Below are 23,786 nucleotides of genomic sequence, written 5' to 3'. Positions count from 1 at the left end.
AAAAATCGGGCACGCCAAAAGGGGCATCTTACGATCCCCTCAAATAAAAGAACAAATCTGCGTGGAGTATTAGTTCATCCAGCGATCGTTTTTCTTGCGGCGCGGCACCATGTGCGGCAGCAACAGACCCAGCAGCAGACCAACACCCAGCACGCCGCCGCCATACATAAACCACTGCATGATGATGGTGCGCTGCTTGTCATCCAACTGCACATTGGCGGCACTGACTTTCTTCTGCGCGACAATCAGCTCGTTTTTCAGCTTTTGATTCTCAGCTTTCAGGCCATCAATGGTGCCGTCGCTATTGGCGACTTTGTTCTGCATCTCAGAAGTGCGCTGATTCCAGCTGTTATCAATGTTCGCCAGCTTAGCTGTCAGGTCGTTAACCTGCTGCTCCAGCTGCGGCACGCGAGTGCGCAGGCTGGGATTGGCGCTCAGCTGTGACAGTGGGATCCAGTTAGTTTTGCCTTCTGCATCACGAATCTGGCCATATTGCGAGTCGTTGTTGGTTTGCAGCAAGGTCACTTCCTCTCCGGCGTTCAGCTTGCCGATCAGGCGATATTGATCGCCCGGACCGCTGCGCACCCAAGTGGATAATTCATCGGAGATGTAACGCTTTTCGTCAGCAGCATGAGCAGGTGTGATGGCGCTGAAAGCCAGCAAAGAAAGGGCAGCAAGTGTGATTTTTTTCATTCGATGTCGTTTTTTCTTAATGGCGTAAAATTACCGGCACAGTCTGGAGACGCTTCTCATAAATCTGAATGAGAACTATCCTGGTCTCAATCTGGTGCGAAAAGGGTCGTAAAAGCACAAGAAAGCGGAGACAGCGGGCTTCCGGTGCATTACTCTTCGCCAGATTAAACTCGTAAGTGCCAGCAGCGTATTGAATAAAAAATTATGACCATTGAAATCGAATTAAAGTTCATTGCCACACCGCAAGCCGCCGAAAAACTGGCTGAAAAGCTTGCCGCCTGGCCACATCAGCACGTCGCCGCGCGCGATCTGACCAACATCTATTATGAAACCGACGATAACCAACTGCGTCGCTGGGATATGGGCCTGCGTATTCGGGGTGTTGACCAACGCTATGAGATGACGTTAAAAGCCGCCGGTAAGACCGTTGGCGGTCTGCATCAACGTCCGGAATACAACGTCGATATCACTGAGCCGCAACTGGATATTGCGCGCCTGCCGGCAGAGATCTGGCCACAGGGCACCGATGTCGCCCTACTGCAATCGCGGCTGGAACCACTGTTCAGCACGCACTTCCAGCGTGAAGCCTGGCTGGTGCAGTTTGGCGACAGTGAAATTGAGGTCGCGTTTGACCGCGGCGAAGTAACAGCGGGTGAGTTCAGTGAGCCGCTTTATGAAGTCGAGCTGGAGCTCAAAAGCGGTCAGCGCGCAGATATATTGAAATTTGCCGAAGCGCTCATCACCATGGGGGGATTACGTCTCGGCAGCCTGAGTAAAGCAGCACGCGGTTATCAACTGGCACAGGGCAACCTGCCACGTCCACGTCGTCCACTTCCGCTGCAGAAGATTGCCGCCAAGGCTTCGGTAGAGCAGGGCATGATTAATGCCATGACCGCTGCACTGAATCATTGGCAATATCATGAGGAAGTGTGGCTGCGCGGCAATAAAGAAGCTAAAGCGTCGGTGGTTGAAGCGCTGGAAACGCTGCGCCAGGCATTCTCGCTATTTGGTGCATTGGTGCCGCGCAAGGCGAGCAGCGATCTGCGACAGCAATTAACCCGTCAGGAAGAGCTACTGGCCGACGAAGAGATAAATGCCGAGGCCGCATGTTTCTCATCCATCTCCGTTGAAGCTCAGTTAGCGCTTACTCATTGGCTCGTTGAGTCACAATGGCAAAGCTGGCTCGATGACAAGAGCAAAAGCAAGCTGCTGGGATCGTTCAAACGTTTTAGCGACATTATGCTGAGCCGTATTGCGGCCGATCTCAGAGAAACCTTCGTCGACGTGCAACTCTTTAATGAATTCCAGGATAAAGCCACACGTTTGAATCGCCAGCTGCTGGCGGTGAACTTGCTGGCGGGTGCTTATCCAGCTGAAGAGGTAAACAGTTGGCTGGAAGGCTGGCTGGAGCTACAGCATGCCATTCGCATCAAGCAAAATCACGGTTTGATTCAGCTGGTTAATCTGGCAATTAAAACCACGCCGTTCTGGCTCAACAGCGGAACCAAACGCTAACGAAAAATCCAATCAGGGAGAGAAGATGTTGTTACCGTTACCGGCGCTAATGCAGGCGCAGTTAGCTAATGTGGCAGAGAGACTTAATTTGCCGCCCTCAGCGTTCACGCCAGAGCAGGCAGGCGCGCTGACCTTTAGTGACTTTATCCTTGATAACCTGCAGCAGCATCCCGAATGGTGGCAGCATCTGCAGCAACAAGCCCCTGCGCCGGATGAGTGGCAGCATTACGCCCGCTGGCTGAGCGATGCGTTGCAATCTGTTGATAATGAAACCTCCCTGATGCGTGAACTGCGATTGTTCCGCCGTCATATGCTGGTGCGAATCGCCTGGATGCAGGCGCTGCAGCAATCCAGCATCGAACAGAGTTTGCAACAACTGAGCTCGCTGGCGGAGATTCTCATCGCCGCGGCGCGCGATTGGGTTTGGCAGGACTGCAGCCGTGATTTCGGTACGCCTTGCAATGCTGCCGGTGAAGCCCAGCCAATGCTGATTCTTGGCATGGGTAAACTCGGCGGCTGCGAGCTTAACTTCTCATCTGATATCGATCTGATTTTTGCCTGGCCGGAAAACGGCGTGACGCAGGGCGGTCGGCGCGAGCTCGATAATGCGCAATTCTTTACGCGCATGGGGCAGCGGCTGATTAAGGTATTGGATCAGCCAACGGTGGATGGATTTGTCTACCGCGTTGATATGCGGCTACGTCCCTTCGGCGACAGCGGTCCGCTGGTGCTGAGCTTTGCTGCACTGGAAGATTATTACCAGGAGCAAGGTCGCGACTGGGAACGTTATGCCATGGTTAAAGCGCGGCTGATGGGCGACGATCACGGTCATTGGAGCCAGGAGTTGCAGCAAATGCTGCGTCCTTTTGTCTATCGACGTTACATCGATTTCAGCGTGATTCAGTCGTTGCGTAACATGAAAGGCATGATTGCACGCGAAGTGCGTCGGCGTGGACTGAAAGACAACATCAAGCTCGGTGCTGGCGGCATTCGCGAAACGGAATTCATCGTGCAGGTGTTTCAACTGATTCGAGGCGGACGTGAACGCTCACTACAACTGCGCTCCTTGCTGCCTACGCTAAAAGCTATCGGCGAGCTGTCTCTGTTAAGCCAGCAGCAGGTTGATCATCTGCGCGCAGCCTATCTGTTCCTGCGTCGGCTGGAAAACCTGCTGCAAAGTATTAATGACGAGCAAACCCAAACGCTGCCGGAGAATGAACTCGATCGTCAGCGTTTAGCCTGGGCAATGGGCGCGGCAGATTGGGATGCATTAATGGCGCAGCTCGAGCAGCAAATGGCAGGCGTGCGCGCTATTTTTGATGAGCTGATTGGTGACGATGCACCGGATGTGGACGATCAGCCACAGTTGGCCGAATTTGCTGGCCTATGGCAGGACGCGCTGGAAGAGAGCGATCTCATCCCCGTCGTACCGCAGTTAGCGGATGCGCAACGTCATGCGCTTTACCATGCGCTTAACAATTTCCGCCAGGATGTTAGCCGTCGCACTATCGGCCCACGTGGTCGTCTGGCACTCGATCAGCTAATGCCGCGCCTGCTTAGTGAAGTCTGCCCACGGGATGATGCGGATGTCCTGCTGAACCGACTGACACCGCTGTTGCTGGGGGTGCTGACGCGCAGTACCTATCTTGAGCTGCTAACCGAATACCATGGCGCACTGCGTCATCTGATTCGCCTGTGCGCTGCATCGCCGATGGTTGCCAGCCAGCTGGCGCGCTATCCGCTCTTGCTCGACGAGTTGCTTGATCCTGCCACGCTTTATCAACCCACCGCTACCGATGCATACCGCGACGAGCTGCGTCAGTATCTGCTGCGTATTCCCACCGATGATGAAGAGCAACAGCTGGAAGCTTTGCGCCAGTTCAAACAGGCGCAGCATCTGCGCATCGCCGCTGCCGATATTGCTGAAACTTTACCGGTAATGAAAGTGAGCGATCACTTAACCTGGCTGGCTGAGGCGATTATCGAGTCGGTGGTGCAGCAAGCCTGGCAAATGATGGTGCAGCGTTATGGTCGTCCATCGCATCTCACCAGCGATAGCGAGCGCGGTTTTGCGGTTGTCGGTTACGGCAAACTCGGTGGCTGGGAGCTGGGGTATAGCTCGGATCTCGATTTGGTGTTCCTGCACGACTGTCCAGATGATGCTGAAACCGATGGTGAACGCGTTATTGATGGCCGGCAGTTCTACCTGCGCCTGGCGCAGCGTGTAATGCATCTATTTAGTACGCGAACGTCGTCCGGCATTTTGTATGAAGTTGATGCGCGCCTACGTCCTTCAGGTGCCGCAGGCATGCTGGTGAGTACCTTTGCTGCCTTCGATGAGTATCAGCGCAGCGAAGCCTGGACCTGGGAGCATCAGGCGTTGGTGCGAGCGCGCATTGTGTTCGGCGAACCCGCGCTGTGTGAACGCTTTGACGATATCCGACGGGGCATTCTATGCCTGCCGCGTGAGGCGGGCGTGTTGCAAACAGAAGTGCGCGAAATGCGCGAAAAAATGCGTTCCCATCTCAGTAACAAACATAAAGGCCGCTGGGAAATTAAGACCGATGAGGGCGGTATCACTGATATTGAATTCATCGCGCAATACCTTGTCTTAGGCTACGCCGCCGAGCAACCGGCGTTAACGCGCTGGTCCGATAACGTGCGTATTTTTGAACTGATGGCACGGCATAACATTATGCCGGAAGAGGAAGCGCAGGCGTTGACGCATGCCTACGTGACGCTGCGTGATGCGCTGCATCACCTTGCGCTGCAGGAGTTGCCGGGACATGTCGCCCCTGATGCCTTTGCCGCAGAGCGAGCGGTGGTAAACAACAGCTGGCAGCGTTGGTTAAGCGCTGCCGAATCTGATCGCGCGGAACGGTGAGCCACAAAGCTTATATGTTATTATCCGCGCATAATTTTGACCGTAGTCTGGAGTCTCTGGAATGAAAGTAACACTGCCCACTTTTGGCAAGGCCACTGTGCTGGTCGTCGGCGATGTCATGTTAGATCGCTATTGGTATGGCCCTACCAGCCGTATTTCTCCGGAAGCACCGGTGCCGGTGGTCAAGGTGGATACCATTGAAGAGCGTCCAGGCGGAGCGGCTAACGTTGCGATGAACATTGCTGCGCTCGGTGCCGCTTCACGCTTAATTGGCCTTACCGGCGCAGATGATGCAGCGCGCGTGCTGAGTGAAACTTTACAGCAGGTGAATGTCGACTGCGATTTTGTGGCGGTAAAAAGCCATCCAACCATCACTAAACTACGCGTATTGTCGCGCAATCAGCAGCTCATTCGCCTCGATTTCGAAGAGGGTTTTGAGCAGATTGACCCGCAGCCGATTCACGATCGTATGCGTCAATCGCTGACTGAGATTGGTGCGCTGGTGCTGTCTGATTACGGCAAAGGTGCGCTAAACAGCGTCCAGACGATGATTCAGCTGGCACGTGAAGCCAAAGTGCCAGTATTGATTGATCCCAAAGGCACCGATTTCGAGCGTTATCGCGGTGCGACGCTGCTGACACCAAATTTATCTGAATTCGAAGCGGTAGTGGGCAAGTGTAAAACCGTCGACGAAATTGTTAGTCGTGGTATGCAGTTAATCGCAGATTACGAACTCTCCGCACTGCTGGTGACGCGTTCAGAAAACGGCATGACGCTGCTGCAGCCGGGCAAAGCACCGCTGCATCTGCCAACGCAGGCGCAGGAAGTGTATGACGTTACTGGTGCGGGCGATACGGTAATTGGCGTGCTGGCTGCCGTGCTGGCGGCAGGTGACAACCTTGAAGAAGCCTGTTTCCTCGCCAATGCTGCAGCTGGCGTGGTGGTCGGCAAGCTGGGTACCTCAACAGTCAGCACGGTTGAGCTGGAGAACGCGATCCATGCGCGTCCGGAAACCGGATTTGGTGTGATGACCGAAGCTGAGCTGAAAACTGCCGTTGCTCATGCGCGTCAGCGCGGTGAAAAGGTGGTTATGACCAACGGCGTGTTTGACATCCTGCATGCGGGACACGTTTCATATCTGGCGAATGCGCGCAAGCTGGGCGATCGACTGATTGTGGCTGTTAACAGCGATGCTTCTACCAAACGTTTGAAAGGCGAAACGCGTCCAGTCAATCCGCAGGAAAACCGCATGATTGTGCTCGGTGCTCTGGAAGCGGTCGATTGGGTGGTGTTGTTCGAAGAAGATACGCCGCAACGTCTGATTGCTGAAGTGCTGCCGGATTTGCTGGTGAAAGGTGGCGATTACAAGCCTGAGGATATCGCGGGAAGCAAAGAAGTGTGGGCGAACGGCGGCGACGTGCGTGTGCTCAACTTTGAAGATGGCATCTCAACAAGCAACATTATTAAAACCATTCGAAGCCATTAAAGACTAGCGGGCGGGAGAGGGCTCCCGCCCAAAAAATCACTGTGGCGTATCGATTTTACCAGCAGGATCTGGCGTGATAATCGCTGGGGCTGGTGCCGCAGGACTTTCACTCTCTAATTTCGCCAGGCGCTGTTCCAGTGCGGCTAATTTCTCGCGGGTACGCAGCAGAACCTGTGTCTGCACATCAAACTCTTCACGGTTAACCAGGTCCATACGCGTCAACTGCGCCTGCAGGACCTGACGGATTTTCTTTTCGACATCGTCGCCAAAATCGCGAATACCTTTCGGCATAGCTTCATGTACCTGGCGAGCCAGTTGTTCAATTTTTTTCGTGTCGATCATGATTATTTCCTGGTTACGGTGGCCGATAGCAGCGCGTGTTCGGACTCAATAAGTATTAAGTGTAATGCCTGAAACGAAAAGGTTAAACCTGAAATCAGCAACGCAGGAAATGCAAAAGCATTTGCACTTTTGTCGATTGCCCGACCAGATGATTGGCGTTATAGTTTACCCGCTTATTCTCAGGGCGGGGCGAAATTCCCCACCGGCGGTAAATCAGCTTCGGCTGAAAGCCCGCGAGCGCTTTCTCTGCAAAGTGAAAGGTCAGCAGATCCGGTGTAATTCCGGAGCCGACGGTTAGAGTCCGGATGGGAGAGGGTAACGACATCAGCCGGGCTTCGCCCGCGTCACGTTTTTGCCATGTGTTTTGTACGCACTCCTAAGCACGCCCTGGTTCTGGTAACTCATATTTTATAAGGTTTTTTACCATGAATCAGACGCTTCTTTCTGAATTTGGCACGCCTGAACAGCGTGTAGAACGCGCCATTGATGCGCTGCGCAACGGCCGCGGTGTAATGGTGCTTGACGATGAAAATCGTGAAAACGAAGGTGATATGATCTTCCCGGCAGAAACCATGACCGTTGAACAGATGGCATTAACCATCCGTCACGGCAGCGGTATTGTTTGCCTCTGCATCACTGAAGAACGCCGTCAGCAGCTTGAACTACCGATGATGGTGGAAACAAATACCAGCGCTTACGGCACCGGTTTTACGGTGACGATTGAAGCCGCGACCGGCGTGACAACCGGCGTTTCTGCCGCCGATCGCATCACCACTATTCGTGCTGCGGTAGCAGATGGCGCTAAGCCTTCGGACTTAAACCGACCGGGCCATGTTTTCCCGCTGCGTGCGCGTGAAGGCGGGGTTTTATCACGTGGTGGACATACTGAAGCTACCATCGATCTGGTAACGTTGGCTGGATTTAAGCCGGCAGGCGTACTGTGCGAACTCACTAATGATGACGGCAGCATGGCGCATGCGCCAGAAGCAATCGTGTTTGCGAAACAACATGATATGCCGGTAGTCACTATTGAAGATCTGGTTGCATATCGTCGTCAGCGTGAAACGCGTCAGGCCAGCTAACTGAAGTGATTGAGAAGAAAGAGGCCGGATGAAATATCCGGCCTCTTTTTTTATGGCTTAACGGCTGGCGTAAAAAACATGATTGCCAATGACAACCGTGCGTTCGAAGGAGTGACGCCATGCGGGTTTAACGCTATGGGCATGAAAAAAGGTTGCTCCTTTCGTTACATCCTGTAATTCCCCTTCCACAATTTTCTTTGCCAAATTTCTGGCGCGTTGCCAGCTTTTGTCCTCTTTAGGTGGATGACGATAGGGATCTTTCTTTAGAGACGTCCAGGAGAACTGTTTAGGTGCGTACACCACGGGACAGATCTCTTTGACATCCCAGTTGGCCCGATTCATGGTCACCGTGCCAACGGCGATTTGCCCTTTAATCGGCTCTCCACGCGCTTCATGGTAGATATTCAGCGCCAGACACAATATTGCTCCCTGAATTAACATAACTTTCCATTGCTCATTTTTCTAAAATCGCGTGGAGTTTAGAAACAGGATTCAATGGATGTAACAAGACCGGTCTGGCTCGGTCTTACGTGTAAGCTATATCACTGATTTATCAAAAGAGCTGGCACCATATTGCGACAAATCTTGCATCGGCTTTTTCAACGAAGTTCCTTAAGTCCCTTCTTTATCTTTTAAAGAGTACTGAGTTTTATGCGTTATTTTTTATTCAAATTCCCTGATGAAGATCATCACGCTTATCAGCGTTAATCCCAGCGCCAAAGCGCGTATCGTAGCGATTAACAAAGCAACACTTCGTCAGAGGATTAATTATGAGTCACGCTCGCATGCCCGCGCTTTTCCTTGGCCACGGTAGCCCAATGAACGTACTGGAAGATAATCGCTATACCCAAGCCTGGCAGCAGCTGGGCGAGATATTGCCACGCCCACGCGCTATTCTTGCTGTTTCAGCGCACTGGTATACACGCGGCACGGCGGTGACGGCGATGAAAAATCCACGCACTATCCATGACTTCGGCGGTTTCCCGCAGGCATTGTTTGATGTGCGCTATCCAGCACCAGGTTCGCCTGAACTGGCTCAACAGGTGATTGATTTACTTTCGCCGATTGCTGTTCATGCCGATCAGGAGTGGGGCTTTGATCATGGATCCTGGGGCGTACTGGCAAAAATGCATCCAGACGCCGATATTCCGGTCGTGCAGCTCAGCATCGATGGTACTCAACCTGCCGAATGGCACTATCAGCTGGGCCAAAAGTTGGCGTCATTGCGTGACGAAGGGGTGATGATCGTTGCCAGCGGTAACGTGGTGCACAATCTGCGTATGTTGCGCTGGCAGGGTGCTGAAACCGCGTATTCGTGGGCAGAGAATTTTAATCAGTTCGTCCGTGAAAATTTAAACTTCAAGGGCGATGCAGCAGATCATCCGTTGGTGAACTTTATGCAGCATCCCGATGCGCAGCAGTCCAATCCAACGCCTGAACACTATTTACCGCTGCTGTATATCCTGGGTGCACGCGCTATGGATGAGGCGATCACGATTCCGGTGGAAGGAATGGAGATGGGCGCTATCAGTATGCTGTCGGTCCAGATTGGCTAAAAAGCGCAGCCGCCCGATAATCGCGGGCGGCGCAGCCTTTAATCGATAAAGGTGTGTGGATAGAAGCGGGAGAGATCCTGAGTGATCAATGCGCGATCTTCTCGCAAACCGATGCCGGCAGGCTGATCGTCAATTAGCCAGCTACCAATCAAGGTGTAGCTATCACCAAATTTAGGTAACGGGTAGAACTGCTGGATAATCATGCCTTCTTCGCCATATGGCCCATCGGCACGCGCGATTTCCTGCCCGTTTTCAATAATGCGAATATTGGCGCCTTCGCGCGAAAACAGCGGTTTCACCACATACTTGTCCATCTGCGGGGCATTTTCATCATCGGCGAAATAAGCTGGCAGCAGGTTGGGATGATTAGGGAACATCTCCCACAGCAGCGGTAACAGCGCTTTATTGGAAATAATGCTTTTCCACGCGGGTTCAAGCCAACGTACGCCCGCATCTGCTAGCTTGGTAGAGAACACCTCGCGAAGCATGAATTCCCACGGATAGAGCTTAAACAGATTGCTGATGACCTGATCGTTTACATCAGTAAACTGGCCCCTTTCACCCAAGCCTATCTCATCAATATAGAGAAATTCACTCGGCATACCGGCTTCAGTCGCGCAGTCTTGCAAATATTGCACTGTCGCGCGATCTTCGTCGGTATCGCGACAGCAGGAGAAGTGCAGCCAGTTAAAACCATGCTGCTGATGTAGCGTGGCGAAGCGCTCAATCAGTTTTTCTTGCAGGCTATTGAACTGATCGCTGCCCTGCGGCAGATTGCCCGCCTGGATTTGATCTTCCAGCCAGATCCATTGAAAGAATGCCGCTTCGTAGAGTGAGGTTGGCGTATCGGCGTTATTTTCCAATAGCTTAGCGTCACCCTTACCATCCCAGGCGAGATCAAGGCGCGAATAGAGCGAAGGTTGGCGCAGCTTCCACGAGTCACGCACGAAATCCCATGTGTGCTTAGGAATGCAGAAACGCGTGAGCTGCGCATCGCTGTTCACCACTTTTTCTACCACTTGCAAACACATCTGATGCAGTTCGGCGGTGGTCTCTTCCAGCTGTTCAACCTGAGCAAGCGTGAACTGATAGTAAGCATCTTCACACCAGTAAGGCTCGCCATACATGGTATGAAACTGGAAACCGTACTCGGTTGCTTTTTCACGCCAGTTGGGGCGTTCGGGGATGGCAATACGTTGCATGCTACGACTTAGCCTCCCAGCGAGCGGCTGCCCGTGCCGGAGGCACTGCTGCGCTGCATGGTGTTTTGTTTTGCCACGCTGTCACCAAAGCCGCCGCGAGTAATGGTGGAAGTGGTCGCCGGTTTAGGCGCCATTGCCGTTTTCGGCACGTTCATGGTGCGGCCCGAGGTAGCATTGCCGTAATTTTTACCCGCCGCATCAACAAATTTACCGTTTGCCGGGCTGTTTGGATTTTTCGGTGAGAAGAGCGGCTGCTGAGCGAAGCCTGCACCGCCACTCATCATTCGGCCCATCATGTAACCGGCCATCAGTGGCATCCAGAAGCTACCGCTCTGCTGCGCTTCTGCATTGTTAGCGGTGGTACCCACGCCCGCTTGCGCAGGTGTTTGCTGACACTGATTTTCGCCAAACTCAGCAACACAATCTTCGCGTGTCTTATATTTTGGCGCCGTGCGTTCGGCTTCTTTCAGAGCGTTGTTATACGCAGTGGTACATTGCGCGCTCTGGCTTGGGTTGGCTTTTGCACAATCATCGGCGTTTTGATACAGCGATACCGTTTCATCACTCTGCTCGCAGCCTGCCAGCATAAACACTGCGCTAACGGCAAATGCGACCGGCGTTAAGTGGCGTGCCTGCCAGCTTTTACGAAAAGCAGCATGGCGAATATTTTTCGTCCGTTTCATTATTTTCATCCTGTGCCCAAAGGTGGGTTTAGGATAGGGGATGAGCGGTGGAAAATGAAGCGCGAAGCCAGATGGGGAAAGGATCTTTACGAAGCTATACGAATGAATGCGAAAGGGGCCGCATGCGGCCCCTTAGGGAATTAATTACCGAATGGATTTCCGCTGCTGCGCGCGGCAGCTGGACGGGCTTGTGCGGCGGCTGAAGGCGATGACGCCTTAGGACCGTTATCCACACGCGCGGCTTGCTGATTATTCTCCGGCGCCACCACTTCTGGCGTCGTGGTTATCTCTTTGCCTAGCGTGCTGTTCAGCTGCTGCAGATCCTGCTCGTTCAGCGTACCCAGCGCATATTTAATATTCAGCTGGTTAATCAGATAGCTGTAACGTGCATCTGAAAGCTGCTGCTTGGCATTAAACAGCGTAGTGGTCGCATCCAGCACATCAACGATGGTACGGGTACCAACCTGATAGCCAGCTTCCATCGCATCCAATGAGCTTTGCGCAGACACGACAGCCTGCTTATAAGCATCAATGCTGCTGATCGACGCATTCACGTTGTTGAATGACGAACGTACAGTCTGCACAGCGCTACGGTGTGCGCCTTCCAGTTGTTCGCTGGCAGCGACATAGTTGTACTGCGCCTGTTTCACCTGAGAGGTGACCGAGCCACCGCTGTACAGTGGCATGGTGAAGCTCAGACCAACCTGGTTAGAACCGGTGATTGAATCAGTGCTGCCTGCGCTCTGGTTAGCGCGGCTACCGCCGTATTTACTGTTGGACATACCGGTTGAAGCGGTCAAACCCAGCGTCGGCATATGGCCGGTTTCTGCGGAGCGAATCTGCTCACGTGCCAGGTCCTGGCTCAGACGCGCTGACAGCAAAGTCAGGTTGCGGCTTTCTGACTCTTTCAACAGGTTGGCAACGGCGTCCGGACGTGCGGTTTTGAAACGATCGATATTCAGTGAAGCCAGCGACAGATAATCCATGCCGGTAATCTGGCGCAGAGATTCCACGGCGTTATCGAGGTTGTTACGCGCGGTGACTTCATTAGCCAGCACGGTGTCATATTGCGCACGGGCGTTTTGCACGTCAGTGATTGCAACCAAACCTACGTTGAAGCGCTGAGTGGTTTGATCCAATTCGCGGTAGATCGACTGTTTCTGTGCTTCGGTGTAAGAAAGCGTATCGATTGCCTTCAACACGTTGAAATAGGCAGTTGCGCTGTTCAGAATCAGGTCTTGCTGGGCAACCTGATAAGTGACGTCTTGAATACCGGCTTGTTTTTCCTGCAGCGACAGCGCACGCCATTTCGACATATCGAAAATAGTTTGAGTTAATTGCAGAGATGCGCTGGTCGTGTTGGAATGAAGTCCGCTGCTGTCACGGTAACCGTTGTTATAAGTGTAATCTGCGCCCAAGCCTAACTGCGGCAATAAAGGACTACGCGCTTCATTGATTTTCTCAAATGCAGCGTCGCGGTCAGCGGCGGAAGCACGCAGATCGGGGTTGCTAAGGCGCGCCTGCTGGTAGACCTGCAACAGGTTTTCTGCCTGGCTGGCAAGGCTGAATCCGCCCAGGCTCAGTCCAATAAAAAGTGGGAGCAGTTTTTTCATTTGCATTCCTTTTGTTGCAGCAAAATGCACGGGTAGTGCTGCAGGTAAGCCAAAAAAATAATCGCCGATTCTACAGAGGCGGCGTCAGAGATAAGTTGGCTGAACGTGCCTTCTTCCCCTAATTTACGTAAATAATTCAAAAAGAACCACTCGGACGGAGCGGTATACTTGGCTTTTCTTTGCTCCATCCCAATCTGCATAAGGAATCAGACGATGATGAGTGAAAAAAAATCCCCTGTGACTTTCACAAAAAACGATGTAGAAATTATTGCACGCGAAACGCGTTACGATGGTTTTTTTTCCATTGTCAGCTACCGTTTCCGCCACCGTCGTTTTAATGGCGAAATGAGCGGTGAAGTGGTGCGCGAAGTTTTTGAGCGCGGACACGCCGCCGTGCTGCTACCCTATGATCCCTTACGTGACGAAGTGGTGCTGATCGAACAGATCCGCATCCCGGCTTTTGATTCCAGCCCAACGCCCTGGCTGCTGGAAATGGTGGCTGGAATTATCGAGCCCGGCGAAACGCCGGAAGATGTCGCACGGCGTGAGGCAATAGAAGAAGCCGGCCTCAAGGTTGGCCGTGTAAAACCGATAGTGAATTACTTAGCCAGCCCAGGCGGAACGTCAGAACGTTTGTCGGTGCTGGTGGGCGAAGTGGATGCCAGCCTGGCAGAGGGAAATCACGGGCTGGAGGAAGAGAATGAGGATATTCTTGTCCATGTAGTAAGCCGCGAACAGGCTTACCGCTGGGTGGAAGAGGGGATTATTGATAACGCAGCATCTGTCATCGCCCTGCAATGGCTGGCGTTGCACCATGAAAAACTACGACAAGAGTGGAAGCTAAAATGAAACAGCGCTATACCCCTGACTTTCCCGAAATGATGCGTCTGTGCGAAACCAATTTCGCCCAGCTGCGTCGCCTGCTGCCGCGCAATGACGAGGCAGGTGCATCGGTGATCTATCAGGTGAATGGCGCCAGCTATCAGCTCACCATAGAAGAATCAACGCGTTACACCACGCTGGTTGAAGTGCGTCAGGTGGCACCCGCGGTGAGCTACTGGAGCCTGCCTTCTATGTCGGTGCGGCTCTACCATGATGCGATGGTCGCTGAAGTGTGTTCCACTAAACAGATCTACCGATTTAAAGCGCGCTATGATTATCCTAATAAAAAATTGCATCAGCGCGATGAAAAACATCAGATTAACCAATTCCTTGCGGATTGGTTGCGTTACTGCTTAGCGCACGGCGCTGTGGCTGTACCGGTCTGCTGATAGCGTGAAACGCAACAATGGCGTGGAGATTAAGGAAACGCTTTGGATAGCCTGCTAACTCTTCCTGCGGTAGATGGGTCTGGTATCAGGATTTTACAAATCACGGATACCCATCTTTTTGCAGGAAAACATCAATCGCTGCTTGGGGTGAACACCTGGTCGAGTTTTGCTGCAGTGCTGGATGCCATTGAGGCGCAGCAGCAGCATTACGATCTGATTATCGCCACTGGCGATCTCGCTCAGGATCATACCGTTGAAGCCTACCAGCACTTTGTAGCGGGCATTTCGCGTCTGCCAAAGCCTTGCGTCTGGCTACCGGGTAATCATGATTTTCAACCGGCGATGGTTGATACGCTGGCCGATGCGGGCATTAAATCGGACAAGCACGTTCTTTTAGGCGAACACTGGCAGTTAGTATTGCTGGATAGCCAGGTGTTCGGCGTGCCGCACGGCATGTTAAGTGAATATCAGCTGGAATGGCTGGATACCGCGCTGCGCAAATATCCGGAGCGCCATACTTTGGTGCTGCTGCATCATCATCCGCTGGCGTCGGGTTGTACCTGGCTGGATCAGCACAGCTTGCGCAATCCCCATCAGCTGGAAGCGGTACTGCAACACTTCCCGCGCGCACGAAATCTGGTGTGTGGCCATATCCATCAGGAACTCGATCTCGACTGGCATGGGCGCCGCGTCATGGCTTCACCCTCCACCTGCGTGCAGTTCAAACCCCATTGCACCAACTTCACTATTGATACGCTCGCCCCCGGCTGGCGCTGGTTTACCCTGCAGCCTGACGGTACGCTGGAAACCGAAGTGAACCGCCTGCAAAGCGACATGTTCCGTCCCGATCTTGATTCCGAGGGCTACTAAGCCATGGCGGCACTGATTTATCTGCACGGCTTCAACAGTTCTCCGCAATCGGCGAAAGCCACGCAGCTGCAGCAATGGCTTAGCGAACAGCATCCGCATATTCATGTCATGGTGCCACAATTACCGACCTTCCCGGCTGAAGCCGCCAGTATGCTGGAAGAGTTGGTCATGCAATATGCGGGTGAACCCCTTGGTCTGGTGGGATCGTCGCTCGGTGGCTATTTTGCCACCTGGCTGTCGCAATGTTTTATGTTGCCGGCGGTGGTGGTGAATCCCGCCGTGCGGCCGTTTGAGCTGCTGGTGGATTACCTGGGAGAAAATCGTAATCCCTACACCGGCCAGCAATATGTGTTAGAGTCTCGCCACATTTACGATCTGAAAGTGATGCAGATTGACCCTCTCGAAGCGCCCGATTTACTTTGGCTGCTGCAACAAACCGGCGATGAAATACTCGACTATCGCCAGGCGCTGGAGTATTACAGCGCATGCCGCCAGACGGTTGAAGAGGGCGGCAATCATGCCTATATCGGATTCGAACGCCATTTCGCACAAATAGTTGATTTTCTGGGATTAAATCCTCAGTAACGCTGTGAGATGGGGCCATTTTCCTATTGCCAATCAGACATATACGATGAGCCAATCAAGCTATAATGCCGATGCCATTGAGGTCCTGACCGGCCTTGAACCGGTGCGTCGTCGTCCGGGGATGTACACCGATACCACGCGCCCAAACCATTTGGGCCAGGAAGTGATCGATAACAGCGTCGATGAGGCGCTGGCCGGTCACGCCAAACGCGTGGAAGTGATTCTTCATGCCGATCAGTCGCTGGAAGTTATTGATGACGGTCGTGGTATGCCGGTGGATATCCATCCTGAAGAGGGCGTGCCTGCGGTTGAGCTGATTCTTTGTCGCCTGCATGCGGGTGGTAAATTCTCCAACAAAAACTATCAGTTCTCGGGCGGCCTGCACGGCGTGGGGATCTCGGTGGTTAATGCCTTATCAAAGCGCGTAGAAGTGACCGTGCGCCGTAACGGCGAAATTTATCAGATCGCCTTTGAAAACGGCGATAAAGTGCAGGATCTTACCGTAACCGGCACCGTCGGAAAGCGTAACACCGGCACCAGCGTGCACTTCTGGCCGGATGAAAGCTTCTTTGATAGTCCGCGTTTTTCGGTTTCCCGTTTATCACACCTGTTAAAAGCGAAAGCAGTACTCTGCCCGGGCGTAGAAATTGTCTTTAAAGACAAGGTCAACGACACCGAACAAACGTGGATGTATCAGGATGGCCTGACAGATTATCTCTGCGAAGCCATCGACGGCTTGCCGACGCTGCCAGAAAAACCCTTCGTTGGCAGCTTTGCCGGTGACGTTGAAGCGGTGGATTGGGCGCTGCTGTGGCTGCCGGAAGGCGGTGAGCTGCTGACGGAAAGCTACGTCAACCTGATCCCGACCATGCAAGGCGGCACGCACGTCAACGGCCTGCGTCAGGGATTGCTGGATGCAATGCGCGAGTTCTGTGAATTCCGCAACATTCTGCCGCGTGGCGTGAAGCTCTCGGCGGAAGATATCTGGGATCGCTGTGCGTACGTGCTGTCGGTGAAGATGCAGGATCCACAATTTGCCGGTCAGACCAAAGAGCGCTTGTCATCGCGTCAGTGTGCGGCGTTCGTCTCAGCCGTAGTAAAAGATGCCTTCAGCCTGTGGCTGAACCAGAATGTGCAGGCTGCTGAAATGCTGGCCGAGCTGGCGATCTCTAGCGCCCAGCGTCGTATGCGTGCCGCCAAGAAAGTGGTGCGTAAAAAGCTCACCAGCGGGCCGGCATTGCCTGGCAAGCTGGCTGACTGTACCGCGCAGGATCTGAACAAAACTGAACTGTTCCTCGTCGAAGGGGATTCTGCAGGCGGATCGGCCAAGCAGGCGCGCGATCGCGAATATCAGGCGATCATGCCGCTCAAAGGTAAGATCCTCAATACCTGGGAGGTCTCTTCAGACGAAGTGCTGGCCTCGCAGGAAGTGCATGATATTTCAGTGGCGATCGGTATCGATCCCGATAGCGAAGATTTGAGTCAGCTGCGTTATGGCAAGATCTGTATTCTGGCGGATGCGGATTCCGATGGTCTGCACATTGCCACTTTGTTGTGCGCGCTGTTTGTGAAGCATTTCCGCTCGCTGGTGCAGCACGGCCATGTCTACGTAGCGATGCCGCCGCTCTACCGCATCGATCTCGGCAAAGAAGTCTATTACGCGCTGGATGAAGATGAGAAAGAGGGCGTGCTGGATCAGCTCAAGCGCAAGAAAGGTAAGCCTAATGTGCAGCGCTTTAAAGGTTTGGGTGAGATGAACCCGCTGCAACTGCGCGAAACCACGCTCGATCCCAACACGCGTCGTCTGGTCCAGCTCACGGTCAGTGACGAGGATGTCGATCAAACGCTGCGTGTGATGGATATGCTGCTGGCGAAGAAACGTTCGGAAGATCGCCGTAACTGGCTGCAAGAGAAAGGCGACTTAGCCGACCTCGAAGTGTAAAAATCAGGGACGCCAAGGCGTCCCTGATTTTATGGCTGTAAGGCGTGTTTTACGCGTGCGATCACGTCGCTCCACTCTTCATCCTGCCCACGGGCAAACAGTCGCATCTGCGGGTACCACGGTGAATCCTCGCGACCCGCCAACCAGCGCCAGTCGCGAGCCCATGCCGGTAGCAATACCCAGCAAGGTTTGCCCAGCGCACCCGCCAGATGAATCACCGAGGTATCCACCCCAATGACCAGATCCAGCTGTGAAATGACCGCAGCGGTATCCTGATAATTGGAGAAGCGAGCGCCATAAGGTTGCACCTGCGGGAAATCAATAACCTCCTCCTCGCCCGCGCCTTTTTGCAGGCTAATCCAATGCGTATTCGGCAGATCAAACAACGGCGCAAGCTGTGACAAGTGTGCAAGCGAGCGCTGGATATCATTTTTATGTCCGCTCGATCCTTTCCACACGACACCGATTTTTTTGCCAGTTCCTGCAATCGGCCACTGTTCCTGCTGCTCAGTTGAGCTGAACAAATAGGGATGTTCGGCGCCAAAAGGCTGTGGCGAGTCGAGGAAGTGCTGCGGTAAATCTAACAGCGAGCACCAATAATCGACTTTGGGCAGTGAATGCTGTTTATCTTCCCTAACCAGATAACCATCAACATGTGCTAGCGTCGCCATCAAGGGTTTGAGGGCGTTACTGCCCAGCATAAGCACCTTGTCAGCCTGCTTTTCCGTTTTCACCCGTGAGAGAAAACGACAGAACTGAATCTCATCTCCCAGTCCTTGCTCGGTGCGCACCAGCAGGGTTTTACCGCGCAGATCTTCGCCCTGCCAGTAAGGAAACGGCAGCGTAGGTAAGGAAAAGAAACGATCGGGATTATCTAACGCGTAACGAGCCTGATAATTGCGCCAGCCGGCGGAAAAATTGCCCTGTTGCAGCTGCACCATGCCAAGCGCATTACGGCAGCGGCGATCGCTGCGTCGTTCACGCAGCACCTGCTGCATCAGACTTTCGGCTTCCGGCAGCTGGCCCATATGCGCCAGCAAGGTGCTCATGCCGTAGCGGGCTTTGGTATAATCCGGCTTGATATGTAGCGCCAGGCGATATTGTGCGAGTGCGGCGTGATAACGATGCTGTTTATGCAGCAGAATGGCGTAGTTATTGTGACAGGCAGCGTAATGGGTATGTGCCTTAAGCGCAGCCTGGTAACAGGATTCTGCTTCAGAGAAACGCCCAGCGTCATAGTGGGTTAAACCTAAGCCATTCAGTAATCCGGCATCCTGCGGCGTCACTTTTAACGCGCGCTGATAGTAGCGCTGCGCCAGCTCCAGTTCACCGTTGCGTCGCGCCAGACGTGCGGCCTCATGCAGAAACCAGCTATCGTAAGGTACCAGCGTCAGGTGCGCACGGATCTTGCGCCAGGCTTCATCCTGTCGTCCTTGCTGCAGCAGCTGAGTTACTGCCTGCTGCTGACGTAGCTCGTTACTCATCCGAGGTTTATGGCGCATTATGTTATCCTGCCGCTGGTGAAAGTGGCGTAATCTACGGCAAAAGTTGCTGCTCAGGCGCTAAGACAGGTCTTGTTCTCAGGGAGATGGAAGAGTGAAAATCACGCTGGAAGAGTTACGCGCATGGGTGGCGGTGGTAGATACCGGTTCGATCACTGCGGCAGCGGAACAGTTAGAGCAAACCAGCTCCGGTATCAGCCGTGCGTTGAGTCGTCTGGAAGGCAAGCTGCAAACCACGCTCATGCATCGCACCACCAGACGTCTGGCGCTCACCGAAGAAGGGCTGATTTTTCTCGACCATGCGCGGCAGATTCTGGCTTCCGTTGAGCAGGCAGAAGAGCACATCGCCCAGCGTCGGGATATTCCTTCAGGACGGCTGCGCGTCAACGCTAATACGCCTTTCACGCTGCACGTGATTGTTCCGCTGGTAGCGGAGTTCCGCCAGCGCTATCCGCAGATTCAGCTGGAACTGAACACGGATGACATTGTGATCGATCTGCTGGAACAGCAAACCGACATCGCCATCCGCATCGGCGAACTGCGAGATTCAACCCTACGTGCGCGTGTGCTCGGCAGCAGCGCCATCCGCCTATTAGCCAGTCCCAGCTATCTGGAAAAGTTTGGTGTCCCTGAAGATGTTGCGGCGCTGGCAAATCATCAACTGCTGGGTTTCAGTCAACTTGATGCCCATAACGTCTGGCCGGTGTGGCAGCGTGAAGGTGAATTCTTGCGCATCAAGCCAACGCTTTCCGCATCCAGTGGCGAGACGCTGCGCCAGCTGGCGTTAGCCGGACAAGGCATTGTGCGCTTATCTGATTTTGTCAGCCGCGAAGATCGTGTCAGTGGCCGCCTGGTGCAGGTTCTACCCGATGACACTCGCGAACTGCGCTTACCCATCCACGCTGTGTATTACCGCAACCAATCTCTCACCTCCCGCATTACCTGTTTTCTGGATTTTTTGCGCGAAAAAATTCAGGAAAACCATCTGCTTTAGTCCTCTTCCTGACTCATCCCTCACCATGTTTATTCTCCGGTATTTTCATTAAATAACCATTAATTCAATTAGTTAATGAGTTAATCCCTTTTTGGGCAACGTTTGGAATTATTTATTTCTTAACGGGACGTTTCTTATGTCTCGGAAATCTCTCTTTCCGGATTATGACGCTCACTTTGAGCCCACATCCGTGGGTTAAGCCAGGGAGATTGCTGCGCTTGTCCGCAATCGAGCAATCAAAATTTAATGTACGGAAGGGATTAACCATGAACGTTTCGCCCGTGAGTGTTGCTGTTATTGATAAAAAAACAATAACCAAGGCCGAAGTATTACGTACCGGCAAAGATGGCAAGGCGGCAAAAGTCCAGGCCATTACTAATGGCAAATATTTGCTGACCCAAAATAATGACGGTGTTGCGCCAGAAAACATTACCGTCAAGCGCGTAGGAAAGAATCTGTTAGTGATGCTGGAAGGCTCTGACGCTAACGATCCCGATCTGATTATCGAAGACTTTTTTGCCAAATCTGGCGCACTGGTCGGTAAAGCCGAAGATGGCGAAATGCATGAGTACGTCGCTACCGATGGCGATTCCGATCATGATGCTGTCGCGTTGGCTGATGGCGAAACCAGCTCGCTGGCCTTAGGCGAAGGAGCTTATGTTGATACCGCAGGCGGCTTTGATCTGGCCTCCGGCTTTGAATGGTCACCTGCGCTGATTGCGCTGGGTGGTTTAGCTGCCATTGCGGCGGCGGCTGGCCTTGGCTATGTGGCGGCGAAAGAGCAGTACCAGGACAGCAATAACGGCGGTAACAGCGGTAACGGCGGCGGTGATAACGGACAAGGCGGCGGCGGTAGCGGCGGCAGAGACGTACATGTTCCGGTCGTGAAAGGGCTATTCGATGACGTAGGCAGCATCACAGGTCCAATCGCCAAAGGTGGCAGAACGGATGATGTGACTCCAACGCTTAACGGTACGGGTTCTAAAGGTAATGTCATCGAGATTTGGGATGGCGAGAAGAAAATTGGTGAAACGACCGTCGGTGCAGACGGCACCTGGTCATTTACGCCAGGCACGGCGCTGGGCGCTGGCGAGCACAGCATCACTACGCGTGAACGTAATGAAAAGGGCGTGGTAAGTGAGAAAAGCGAAGCGTGGAAATTTATCGTTGATCTGACCGCACCCAATCACGGCACCATCGATAAGATGCTCGACGATAGCGCTAATCCAGCGAAAGAGATTAGCAACGGTGGCGTGACCAATGACAAAACGCCCGTTTTGTCTGGCAAAGCTGAAAAGGGCTCTACCGTCGAAATCTGGAAAGATGGCAAGTTGGTAGGTACGGCGAAAACCGACAGTGAAGGTAACTGGAAATTTATCAGCCCGGAGTTATCCGAAGGCAAGCATGATTTCAGCGCTGTGGTGGTTGATGAAGTAGGTAATAAAGGCCGACCATCGGACCCGTATATTGTTGAGATTGATACCACTGCCCCAGAAAATAAAGGCATCGGTAAAATCAGCGATGACGATGGTAAGCCCATCGAGAATGGCAACGAAACGGAAGACAGAACGCCTACCTTTGGCGGTGAAGGTGAGAAGGGTGAAATCATCACCATCATCGATAACGGCAAGCCAATTGGTAGCACCATTGTTGGCGATGACGGCTCATGGACTTTCACTCCAGAAAAACCTATTGATAACGGCGAGCATGAATTCCAGATTATCGTAAAGGATCCCGCCGGTAACGAATCTGAGCTGTCTGATAAAGTCATTATCGATATTAAAGATCCGGAAGGTCCCGTAAATCCGGGTGAAGTGATCCCCGATCCGAACGTGCCCGTAACCGGTAGCATTGAGGCCCTGTTCAAAGATAATAATCCAGCAGGCACGAAATTCTTGGTAGGTAATCATATCTCTAATGACACCACGCCAATTATTGAAGGTAAGGGAGTTGCAGGGGATACCGTTTATCTGTGGGTTACCGGTTCTAAAGGCCACACCTACTACTCCACGACTATAGGTGCTGATGGTAAATGGAGTTTTACCTTCCCGGAACTGGCTGAAGATAAGTACAAGCTTGAGGCCGCTTTCAAGGATGCTGATGGCGTCGTAACCGCAAAAACACCTGTTTTTGATTTTGAAATCGATATTACGCCGCCGCCGCGACCAATCCCTAAAATTGATGGTGCCGATTTTGATGAATTAGGCTTATCCGATTTGCTGTCAGATCAAGGTCATTCTCTGTTTAGCGATCAGCAGGAAGAGAGTGTTCTACTTCACGATTTGAAAGCAATGTTGCTAAATGATATTTCGTTCAGCGCTGATGCCAGCGGAAATAGTGACTCGGGTGTATTGGCTGCGAATAGTTCAGCGAATAATAGTGCTCATCAAATGAATGAGCTCCTTGATCAGATATCACACGACTAATTATTGAGATAAAGAGAAACAGGTATCCTTTGATACCTGTTTTCCGGAGTTATTATGAAAAATAAATCTATGATGATATTGGCTGCATTTGCTTCATTGTCAGTAATGACGGTATGCAATGTACAAGCCCAAAATAATTTTGGTCAGACCTGGCGTTCAATGCCTGCCGCAGCGGCTGATCAAGTACGGATTGTTTATTATCGTCCAGCAGATGCTGTAAGTAATTCACCGGCAAATATTTATGTGGATGGTGAATTCCAGACCTCACTGCTTGCCGGTGGATACAGTACTTTCTGTTTAAATCCAGGCGTGCATTCGCTGGGAAGTTTTACCAATGATGCGCCATCGTATCAGGGCAAGCAGCAGCAACCGTGGCGCGATAACCTGGCAGCCGGAAAAACCTACTATATTCGCGCGAGCCTGGATGGATCGGGTCGTCCATTAGTGACCAGTACCACAGACGCGCAGCAGCAATTGGTTGGTACCCGCCAGCAAACGCATTTATTGTCCCGTGCTTCATCGGTTGTTGCTTGTCAGCAAGGCACAACACAGTCTTATGATAACTATACATTTTCATCCGACCTGCTGTTTAAATTTGCCAGCGCCAACAGTGATGATATTTCCGATGAAGGCCGCAGGGCTATTCAACAATTTACTGCCATGCTGAAGCAGCAATCCAACATGCAGGCGCATATCGTTGTTTCTGGTTTCACCGATCCTATTGGTGATGAAGAGAGCAACATGAAATTGGGCCAGCGTCGTGCTGATGCGATTAAGAAATTACTGGTCAATAATGGCCTGTCCAGTGCCAATATTTCTTCTCAAAGTATGGGAGAAAGCCAGGTATCTAAACAGTGTCAGGGGACACGTAAAGAGCTGGTCGCCTGCTATGCAAGTGAGCGTCGCGTTATTATCAGTGTAGAAAACAAATAACACGCTTGTTATTTTCTTATTATTAACTAAAGGCCTTCCGGTATTATTTGGAGGCCATTTATTTTAAGTATTAATTTCTGATTGTGAAATTATTAACGTTCGGGATTTGAGACATGTCCTGTGTAACGAATTGCGCTAATCAGGAGAAGATCATTTCGTTCCGGAGGGAAATCCGGAGTCCGATAACCACATCTTAAAAGGAATGTA

20 protein-coding genes and 1 riboswitch are annotated in these 23,786 nt (G+C 52.5%); of the genes, 13 read left to right on the top strand and 7 right to left on the bottom strand.

Translation table 11 applies throughout. The features are described 5' to 3' along the window. Positions 1 to 69: 69 nt before the first annotated feature. The gene (locus tag WH298_RS06745) at positions 70 to 693 is read right to left on the bottom strand and encodes a TIGR04211 family SH3 domain-containing protein (RefSeq protein ID WP_180822519.1); all 624 of its coding nucleotides are present in this window, start codon (positions 691 to 693) and stop codon (positions 70 to 72) included. Positions 694 to 897: 204 nt separating this feature from the next. Between WH298_RS06745 and WH298_RS06740 the strand changes: the two genes are divergently transcribed. From WH298_RS06740 to hldE, 3 genes are all read left to right on the top strand, one after another. After that, positions 898 to 2,208, top strand: a complete 1,311-nt coding sequence (locus tag WH298_RS06740) for a CYTH domain-containing protein (RefSeq protein WP_180822518.1) — start codon at positions 898 to 900, stop codon at positions 2,206 to 2,208. A 25-nt stretch (positions 2,209 to 2,233) separates the two neighbouring features. After that, a complete protein-coding gene (gene glnE / locus WH298_RS06735; RefSeq protein ID WP_180822517.1) occupies positions 2,234 to 5,092 on the top strand; it encodes a bifunctional [glutamate--ammonia ligase]-adenylyl-L-tyrosine phosphorylase/[glutamate--ammonia-ligase] adenylyltransferase in 2,859 nt (952 codons plus the stop codon). 61 nt (positions 5,093 to 5,153) lie between these two features. Continuing rightward, positions 5,154 to 6,578, top strand: coding sequence for a bifunctional D-glycero-beta-D-manno-heptose-7-phosphate kinase/D-glycero-beta-D-manno-heptose 1-phosphate adenylyltransferase HldE (hldE, locus tag WH298_RS06730; RefSeq protein WP_009127668.1), 1,425 nt, complete (start codon positions 5,154 to 5,156; stop codon positions 6,576 to 6,578). A gap of 36 nt (positions 6,579 to 6,614) precedes the next feature. On the opposite strand, the gene ubiK is transcribed toward hldE, so the two are convergent. After that, entirely contained in the window at positions 6,615 to 6,920 is a 306-nt protein-coding gene (ubiK, locus tag WH298_RS06725) for a ubiquinone biosynthesis accessory factor UbiK (RefSeq protein ID WP_008103418.1), read from the bottom strand. A gap of 171 nt (positions 6,921 to 7,091) precedes the next feature. Further along, positions 7,092 to 7,241: riboswitch (FMN riboswitch) on the top strand. A gap of 104 nt (positions 7,242 to 7,345) precedes the next feature. On the opposite strand from ubiK, the gene ribB reads away from it, so the two are divergent. Continuing rightward, positions 7,346 to 8,002: a 3,4-dihydroxy-2-butanone-4-phosphate synthase gene (gene ribB / locus WH298_RS06720; RefSeq protein WP_180822516.1), complete on the top strand. Its 657-nt coding sequence runs from the start codon at positions 7,346 to 7,348 to the stop codon at positions 8,000 to 8,002. Between the two features lie 57 nt (positions 8,003 to 8,059). Here the strand turns inward: ribB and WH298_RS06715 are convergent, their stop codons facing one another. Beyond that, on the bottom strand, positions 8,060 to 8,443 hold the full coding sequence (locus tag WH298_RS06715; protein WP_009127672.1) for a cell wall hydrolase: 384 nt from the start codon (positions 8,441 to 8,443) through the stop codon (positions 8,060 to 8,062). Positions 8,444 to 8,772: 329 nt separating this feature from the next. On the opposite strand from WH298_RS06715, the gene ygiD reads away from it, so the two are divergent. Continuing rightward, a complete protein-coding gene (gene ygiD, locus WH298_RS06710; protein WP_180822515.1) occupies positions 8,773 to 9,558 on the top strand; it encodes a 4,5-DOPA-extradiol-dioxygenase in 786 nt (261 codons plus the stop codon). A 38-nt stretch (positions 9,559 to 9,596) separates the two neighbouring features. Here the strand turns inward: ygiD and WH298_RS06705 are convergent, their stop codons facing one another. The 3 genes from WH298_RS06705 to tolC form a co-directional block, all read right to left on the bottom strand. Next, entirely contained in the window at positions 9,597 to 10,760 is a 1,164-nt protein-coding gene (locus tag WH298_RS06705; RefSeq protein WP_180822514.1) for a glutathionylspermidine synthase family protein, read from the bottom strand. Between the two features lie 8 nt (positions 10,761 to 10,768). Next, positions 10,769 to 11,443, bottom strand: coding sequence for a DUF1190 family protein (locus tag WH298_RS06700; protein WP_009127679.1), 675 nt, complete (start codon positions 11,441 to 11,443; stop codon positions 10,769 to 10,771). Between the two features lie 140 nt (positions 11,444 to 11,583). Next, complete coding sequence (gene tolC / locus WH298_RS06695) at positions 11,584 to 13,056, bottom strand: outer membrane channel protein TolC (RefSeq protein ID WP_180822513.1); 1,473 nt, start codon at positions 13,054 to 13,056, stop codon at positions 11,584 to 11,586. Between the two features lie 213 nt (positions 13,057 to 13,269). Between tolC and nudF the strand changes: the two genes are divergently transcribed. From nudF to parE, 5 genes are read left to right on the top strand one after another with little or no spacing between them, the layout of a single operon-like run. Further along, a complete protein-coding gene (gene nudF, locus WH298_RS06690; RefSeq protein ID WP_049850617.1) occupies positions 13,270 to 13,905 on the top strand; it encodes an ADP-ribose diphosphatase in 636 nt (211 codons plus the stop codon). After that, positions 13,902 to 14,327 (top strand): DUF1249 family protein, encoded by a 426-nt coding sequence (locus WH298_RS06685; protein WP_008103400.1) that lies wholly within the window; start codon positions 13,902 to 13,904, stop codon positions 14,325 to 14,327. The genes nudF and WH298_RS06685 overlap by 4 nt, the downstream gene beginning before the upstream one ends. Positions 14,328 to 14,369: 42 nt before the next feature. Next, on the top strand, positions 14,370 to 15,197 hold the full coding sequence (cpdA, locus tag WH298_RS06680; RefSeq protein WP_180822512.1) for a 3',5'-cyclic-AMP phosphodiesterase: 828 nt from the start codon (positions 14,370 to 14,372) through the stop codon (positions 15,195 to 15,197). A gap of 3 nt (positions 15,198 to 15,200) precedes the next feature. Then, complete coding sequence (gene yqiA / locus WH298_RS06675) at positions 15,201 to 15,782, top strand: esterase YqiA (RefSeq protein WP_009127689.1); 582 nt, start codon at positions 15,201 to 15,203, stop codon at positions 15,780 to 15,782. A gap of 46 nt (positions 15,783 to 15,828) precedes the next feature. Next, positions 15,829 to 17,724: a DNA topoisomerase IV subunit B gene (gene parE / locus WH298_RS06670; RefSeq protein WP_009127691.1), complete on the top strand. Its 1,896-nt coding sequence runs from the start codon at positions 15,829 to 15,831 to the stop codon at positions 17,722 to 17,724. Positions 17,725 to 17,753: 29 nt separating this feature from the next. Here parE and WH298_RS06665 read toward each other — a convergent pair whose 3' ends face one another. Continuing rightward, complete coding sequence (locus WH298_RS06665) at positions 17,754 to 19,226, bottom strand: tetratricopeptide repeat protein (protein ID WP_180822511.1); 1,473 nt, start codon at positions 19,224 to 19,226, stop codon at positions 17,754 to 17,756. A 94-nt stretch (positions 19,227 to 19,320) separates the two neighbouring features. Here WH298_RS06665 and WH298_RS06660 point away from each other — a divergent pair, with 94 nt between their 5' ends. The 3 genes from WH298_RS06660 to WH298_RS06650 all read left to right on the top strand — a co-directional run bounded on the left by WH298_RS06660 (position 19,321) and on the right by WH298_RS06650 (position 23,579). Further along, a complete protein-coding gene (locus WH298_RS06660; RefSeq protein ID WP_180822510.1) occupies positions 19,321 to 20,220 on the top strand; it encodes a LysR substrate-binding domain-containing protein in 900 nt (299 codons plus the stop codon). A gap of 218 nt (positions 20,221 to 20,438) precedes the next feature. After that, positions 20,439 to 22,646, top strand: coding sequence for an Ig-like domain-containing protein (locus WH298_RS06655; RefSeq protein WP_238344417.1), 2,208 nt, complete (start codon positions 20,439 to 20,441; stop codon positions 22,644 to 22,646). A gap of 54 nt (positions 22,647 to 22,700) precedes the next feature. Next, complete coding sequence (locus WH298_RS06650; protein WP_180822509.1) at positions 22,701 to 23,579, top strand: OmpA family protein; 879 nt, start codon at positions 22,701 to 22,703, stop codon at positions 23,577 to 23,579. Positions 23,580 to 23,786: the final 207 nt, after the last annotated feature.

Source organism: Pantoea nemavictus (assembly GCF_037479095.1).
Classification (GTDB): domain Bacteria; phylum Pseudomonadota; class Gammaproteobacteria; order Enterobacterales; family Enterobacteriaceae; genus Pantoea; species Pantoea nemavictus.
The sequence above is the reverse complement of the archived record's forward strand: the minus strand, read 5'-3'. Positions and strand labels throughout refer to the sequence as shown.

What these genes read in the sequence shown, in the direction of transcription:
- WH298_RS06715 (WP_009127672.1), bottom strand. Translation starts at nt 8,443, where the DNA reads ATGTTAATTCAGGGAGCAATATTGTGTCTGGCGCTGAATATCTACCAT.
- WH298_RS06665 (WP_180822511.1), bottom strand. Translation starts at nt 19,226, where the DNA reads ATGCGCCATAAACCTCGGATGAGTAACGAGCTACGTCAGCAGCAGGCA.
- nudF (WP_049850617.1), top strand. Translation starts at nt 13,270, where the DNA reads ATGATGAGTGAAAAAAAATCCCCTGTGACTTTCACAAAAAACGATGTA.
- WH298_RS06700 (WP_009127679.1), bottom strand. Translation starts at nt 11,443, where the DNA reads ATGAAACGGACGAAAAATATTCGCCATGCTGCTTTTCGTAAAAGCTGG.
- ribB (WP_180822516.1), top strand. Translation starts at nt 7,346, where the DNA reads ATGAATCAGACGCTTCTTTCTGAATTTGGCACGCCTGAACAGCGTGTA.
- yqiA (WP_009127689.1), top strand. Translation starts at nt 15,201, where the DNA reads ATGGCGGCACTGATTTATCTGCACGGCTTCAACAGTTCTCCGCAATCG.
- hldE (WP_009127668.1), top strand. Translation starts at nt 5,154, where the DNA reads ATGAAAGTAACACTGCCCACTTTTGGCAAGGCCACTGTGCTGGTCGTC.
- parE (WP_009127691.1), top strand. Translation starts at nt 15,829, where the DNA reads ATGAGCCAATCAAGCTATAATGCCGATGCCATTGAGGTCCTGACCGGC.
- tolC (WP_180822513.1), bottom strand. Translation starts at nt 13,056, where the DNA reads ATGAAAAAACTGCTCCCACTTTTTATTGGACTGAGCCTGGGCGGATTC.
- ubiK (WP_008103418.1), bottom strand. Translation starts at nt 6,920, where the DNA reads ATGATCGACACGAAAAAAATTGAACAACTGGCTCGCCAGGTACATGAA.
- ygiD (WP_180822515.1), top strand. Translation starts at nt 8,773, where the DNA reads ATGAGTCACGCTCGCATGCCCGCGCTTTTCCTTGGCCACGGTAGCCCA.
- WH298_RS06685 (WP_008103400.1), top strand. Translation starts at nt 13,902, where the DNA reads ATGAAACAGCGCTATACCCCTGACTTTCCCGAAATGATGCGTCTGTGC.
- glnE (WP_180822517.1), top strand. Translation starts at nt 2,234, where the DNA reads ATGTTGTTACCGTTACCGGCGCTAATGCAGGCGCAGTTAGCTAATGTG.
- WH298_RS06745 (WP_180822519.1), bottom strand. Translation starts at nt 693, where the DNA reads ATGAAAAAAATCACACTTGCTGCCCTTTCTTTGCTGGCTTTCAGCGCC.
- WH298_RS06740 (WP_180822518.1), top strand. Translation starts at nt 898, where the DNA reads ATGACCATTGAAATCGAATTAAAGTTCATTGCCACACCGCAAGCCGCC.
- WH298_RS06705 (WP_180822514.1), bottom strand. Translation starts at nt 10,760, where the DNA reads ATGCAACGTATTGCCATCCCCGAACGCCCCAACTGGCGTGAAAAAGCA.
- WH298_RS06650 (WP_180822509.1), top strand. Translation starts at nt 22,701, where the DNA reads ATGAAAAATAAATCTATGATGATATTGGCTGCATTTGCTTCATTGTCA.